Genomic DNA, 3,976 nt, shown 5'->3' on the forward strand with positions numbered 1-3,976 from the left:
TTCTTTACGCGAGCCCGAAGGCGCCGGGGGCCAAGTCGGTATCGCAAAGGGTCGAGGAAGCGCATGGCGAGGTGGCCCTTCGGGACAGCGTGTTCGCACGCCACCAGGAGGTGTTCTCTCGCCATCTCGCGCTGTGGAGCCTGTATGTCTTCGTGCGTCCGGACCTTGGCGCGGAACCGCGCAGCCGACTGTCTCACGTGGCCGCGTTGCGATTTGGTCTGAAGGATGAAATGCGCACGGGGCACAAGCAGCTTGCCCTAGAGTTTTAGCGGCATCACCAATGTTTCGGTTCGCCCGCTGACGCCCCCCACACCTGTGGGTCTTGCGCAACGACCGCAAAAACGTAGGCTTCGTATAAATTTGGAAGGGGTGGATTTGGCCGAGCAGGGCGTATCGGAGGATGAGATCCCATCGGTGGCAGAAAGCATGCCGACGCAGAGCGAAGAAGAGTCCAAGGCTGAGCAGGTGCCGCTTTCCAAGGCCGTGCCCGATACCTCCGGGCAGGCCAAGCCCGAAGTCGTCATTGGGCTCGTCGGTCCCGTGGGTACCGACCTTCACGGCTTGGCGCGCACCATCGAGGAGAAGCTCTGCGCCTTCAAGTATCGATGCGAACAGATCAAGGTCAGCACCCTCATCAGAGGAATGTGCGACGACGCCACCAAGGCCAAGCTGGAGACAGCGAAGGGCGGTGAGCGGATCGAGTTGTTAATGGAGGCTGGTGACCGGATTCGGAACGATGCCCGGAACGGCGGGGCTCTCGTCCCGCCGATCGTGACTGCGATACGTACGGCTCGTGCTGCCTTTAACCGCGAACGGGGCGTGACCGACGACACGCATGCCGATGATGCCTGCTACATCGTGGACTCCCTCAAGCATCCCGACGAGATCAAGAGGCTCCGCAGCCTGTACGGCAGAGGGTTCGTCCTGATCTCGGCTTTCGATTCCACCGACCTGCGGATTAAGAAGCTCCAGCGAGACATCGCCCGCGCCAACACCAGTACCGATGTCGATCAGTTCCGCGACGACGCCATGAAGCTCGTGGACACGGATTCCAAACGGCCGGGCGGTGGCATCGGGCAGAACGTGCAAGATGCATTTCCCTTGGGTGACTTCTTCATCAGGGTGCACGGGGGCTACGACGTTCCGCTCGGCCGGTTCCTAGACGCGCTTTTTGGAGATCCCTACGTCACGCCGTACCGGTGCGAACACCACATGTCCGAAGCGAGTATGGCGGCGCTGCGATCGGCCGACCTCTCGCGACAGATCGGCGCGGTGATCGTCGATCATCACGGGGAAATCGTATCGACCGGATGCAATGATGTGCCAATGGCGGGTGGCGGTACCTATTGGCCGGACGAGCCGTCTCATCTCGACAATCGGGACTTTCGAACCGGGCAGGACTTCAACGCAGTCAAGAAGTTTGACATTATCAGCGAACTCCTGTCGTTTTTAGAAAAGCACGGGCTATACGCTCGTGCGGACGAGGGCGATGCGGCAAGCATCACCGCCGAACTCGTCACCGGGCGTTTCCGCACCGCGTTCAAAGAGCTGCGCATCTCTAATCTGATCGAGTTTGGTCGGGTGGTGCATGCCGAAATGGCAGCTCTGATGCGTGCGGCGCAACGCGGTATCGCTGTCGATCGATCGACGATCTACAGTACGACTTTCCCTTGTCATATGTGCGCTAGGCACATCATCGCAGCGGGCGTGAGCAGGGTGGTGTACATCGAGCCCTATCCTAAGAGCATGACCAGCGAACTCTTTCCCGAGTCGGTGTCCATCGACCACAAGAACGTTTCAACCGATCGCCCCGATTTCGGCGAAGGCCATCAACGACCGGGCGCCGAGGGCGAGAGAATCGTCGTCCGATTCGATCCGTACGAAGGAATTGCGCCGCGATTGTACGCTCAGCTGTTTCGGGTGGTATCGGGGCGGAAGGACGCCAAGGGCTACACCGTGGAATGGCATCGAGCCGAAGCGGTTCCCAAGACGTTCGACAGGCCCGAAATCGACTTGGTTCTGGAACGAGAGTTTGCAACGGGGCTTGGAGACACCGACCCGATCGGTCTAACGGCTGTCGTCGAGAAGGAGGGAGCGCGCACATGAGGTTCGGATTCGAGGAGATATTGGAGCAGCATCGAAGCGACCTGAACGGGCGCGATCAGCTTTCGACCGAGACCCGTCGCCGGCTCGAGCGACAAGTGACGGTCATCAGGACCTCGATCTACGCGACGCCCCGGAACAGCCGGAGCGATGGTATTCAATCCGGTCCGGTGGTCAGCGCCGTTCGAGCCTGATTCAGGCGGCAACGATGCGACGAGCGTATGGGTGGAACGGCCTTTAACTGCGGCAGCAGCGAGCCCGGTCGGCTCGACAACGCAGTCGCGCCTATGCGTCAATCCGCAGCCACACGTTCCAGAGCTCCGCCTCGGGCACCGTCGCCCATGTCTACGCCGAGCGCCCCGCACGGCGCGGCGATGGTGAGGATGGCACCGCCGACCTCGTCGCCGATGGTGCTGGGAGGTTGCGAGCAGATGTAGTGGACGAGGGGGAGAGCGTCCTCCGCAGGGCAGCCGCAGGCCTGCGCCAGCTCGAGCGCTTCCTCCAACGCCCGGTTGGCCCGCTCGGTGCGATCTTTGGCCCGCGCGGGGCCCAGGCAGTCGATCAGCCACCTGCATGCCCGCGACTGGTACCCGCGGATAGCGACTCCGGCGCGCTCGCACCCACGCTAACCCAACATGTCGCTCCGGCGAACATGGGGATCGAGTTGGACCGGTTTCGGTGCGATAACCATGAGGTCGCCGCGGCCGCGACGTGCCGCTCAGTCGCGACACCAGTGGACCTCGCCGCGGCGCAGCCAAAAATGTGATCGGCAGCCACCGCTCGCCCAGACCGAAGGATACAGGGAAGGGCCGCGGCGATGCTCCGCCACCTGCCACCTCGGCCTGACCTCCGGCAGCAGCATCATTTCGAGGCGCCGACCGCAGCCGCAGGGGCAGGTCATGCCGGCGATCCACGAGGTGCCACCCTCCCGCGCTACCACGAGCGTCATGTCTGGCAGCTCGTCCGGCAGCTCGTCGCCTTCAACGTAGAGGAGACCGTAGCGCTCCCTCCGGCCTCGCCGGAGGGAGCGCCACCAGCCGACGACGACGGAAAGGATGCTCCTCACGACGGATGACCAAGCTCCGGCAGGCCGAGCAGCGGTTCGGCCGCCCCAGCGCCCAGCAAGTGCCCGCCGCCGCCGTCGAAATCCGTTTCGGCGAATCTCTCCTCGTCGCCCTCGGCCAGGCGGAAGAGCGTGCGCGCGAAAGCGGCGTTCCCTTCATGGCGGAAGGGGAACGCGCGGGCGACGTACTCCAGGACCGCCGCCGAGGCCGCCCGCATGTTGAGCGGGAGGACCGACGGCGCCTCAGTGGGCGCCCCCTTGATGTAGCCCTCCTTGACCTCGACCGCATGCACGTCCGGCGCCTCGCGAGCGAGATACTCGGCGCGGAGCGATGCGGCGGTGAAGACCTCGCGGCTGGCCAGCGTGGAACGTCCGGGCTGCACGTAGTCGATCCGGCCGAGGACCTCCGCCACCGCGGGCTCGCCCTCGCTAGTGCGGCGAGTGGGGATCGTCACCCCCATGTCGATCATCGGGATCAGGAACGCCTGGGCGAGCAGGTCGGCGATCTGCCGACCCTCCGAGGAGTCCACGCAGGAAAAGATGATGTCGCAGGACGCGGCTGCTTCGACCGCGGTTCGGGAGAGGATGCTATCGGGCACCGGAACGACCTCGGCGTCGGCCCTGTGCTCGGCGATGGCGGCGGCGAACATCTCGACCTTGAGCCGGCCCCGCGCGGCGTCGGCTAGCGTCGAGTTCAGGATCCGGTTCAGGTTCTTCGCCTCGATCCGATCAAAGTCGAGGATCACGATAGCACCGAAGCCCAGCCGCGCGAGATGGTCCGCCACGATCGACCCGGTGCCTGAAACGCCG

At 64.1% G+C, this 3,976-nt stretch carries 5 protein-coding genes; 2 read left to right on the forward strand and 3 right to left on the reverse strand.

The window, feature by feature from the left end:
• A partial coding sequence (locus ACE5CZ_RS11170; RefSeq protein WP_374947405.1) for a hypothetical protein occupies positions 1–269 on the forward strand: 269 nt, incomplete at its 5' end.
• Positions 270–375: 106 nt separating this feature from the next.
• Entirely contained in the window at positions 376–2,106 is a 1,731-nt protein-coding gene (locus ACE5CZ_RS11175; RefSeq protein ID WP_374947406.1) for an anti-phage dCTP deaminase, read from the forward strand.
• A 289-nt stretch (positions 2,107–2,395) separates the two neighbouring features.
• Here ACE5CZ_RS11175 and ACE5CZ_RS11180 read toward each other — a convergent pair whose 3' ends face one another.
• From ACE5CZ_RS11180 to ACE5CZ_RS11190, 3 genes are all read right to left on the reverse strand, one after another.
• Entirely contained in the window at positions 2,396–2,608 is a 213-nt protein-coding gene (locus ACE5CZ_RS11180) for a hypothetical protein (protein WP_374947407.1), read from the reverse strand.
• Positions 2,609–2,821: 213 nt separating this feature from the next.
• Positions 2,822–3,052 carry a DUF6527 family protein gene (locus ACE5CZ_RS11185; RefSeq protein ID WP_374947409.1) on the reverse strand — a complete coding sequence of 77 codons (231 nt, stop codon included), beginning with the start codon at positions 3,050–3,052 and terminating at the stop codon, positions 2,822–2,824.
• Between the two features lie 113 nt (positions 3,053–3,165).
• Positions 3,166–3,976: ThiF family adenylyltransferase (locus ACE5CZ_RS11190; RefSeq protein WP_374947408.1), on the reverse strand; the 811-nt coding region annotated here is incomplete at its 5' end.

The organism is Agreia sp., from assembly GCF_964263775.1.
Classification (GTDB): Bacteria; Actinomycetota; Actinomycetes; order Actinomycetales; family Microbacteriaceae; genus Agreia.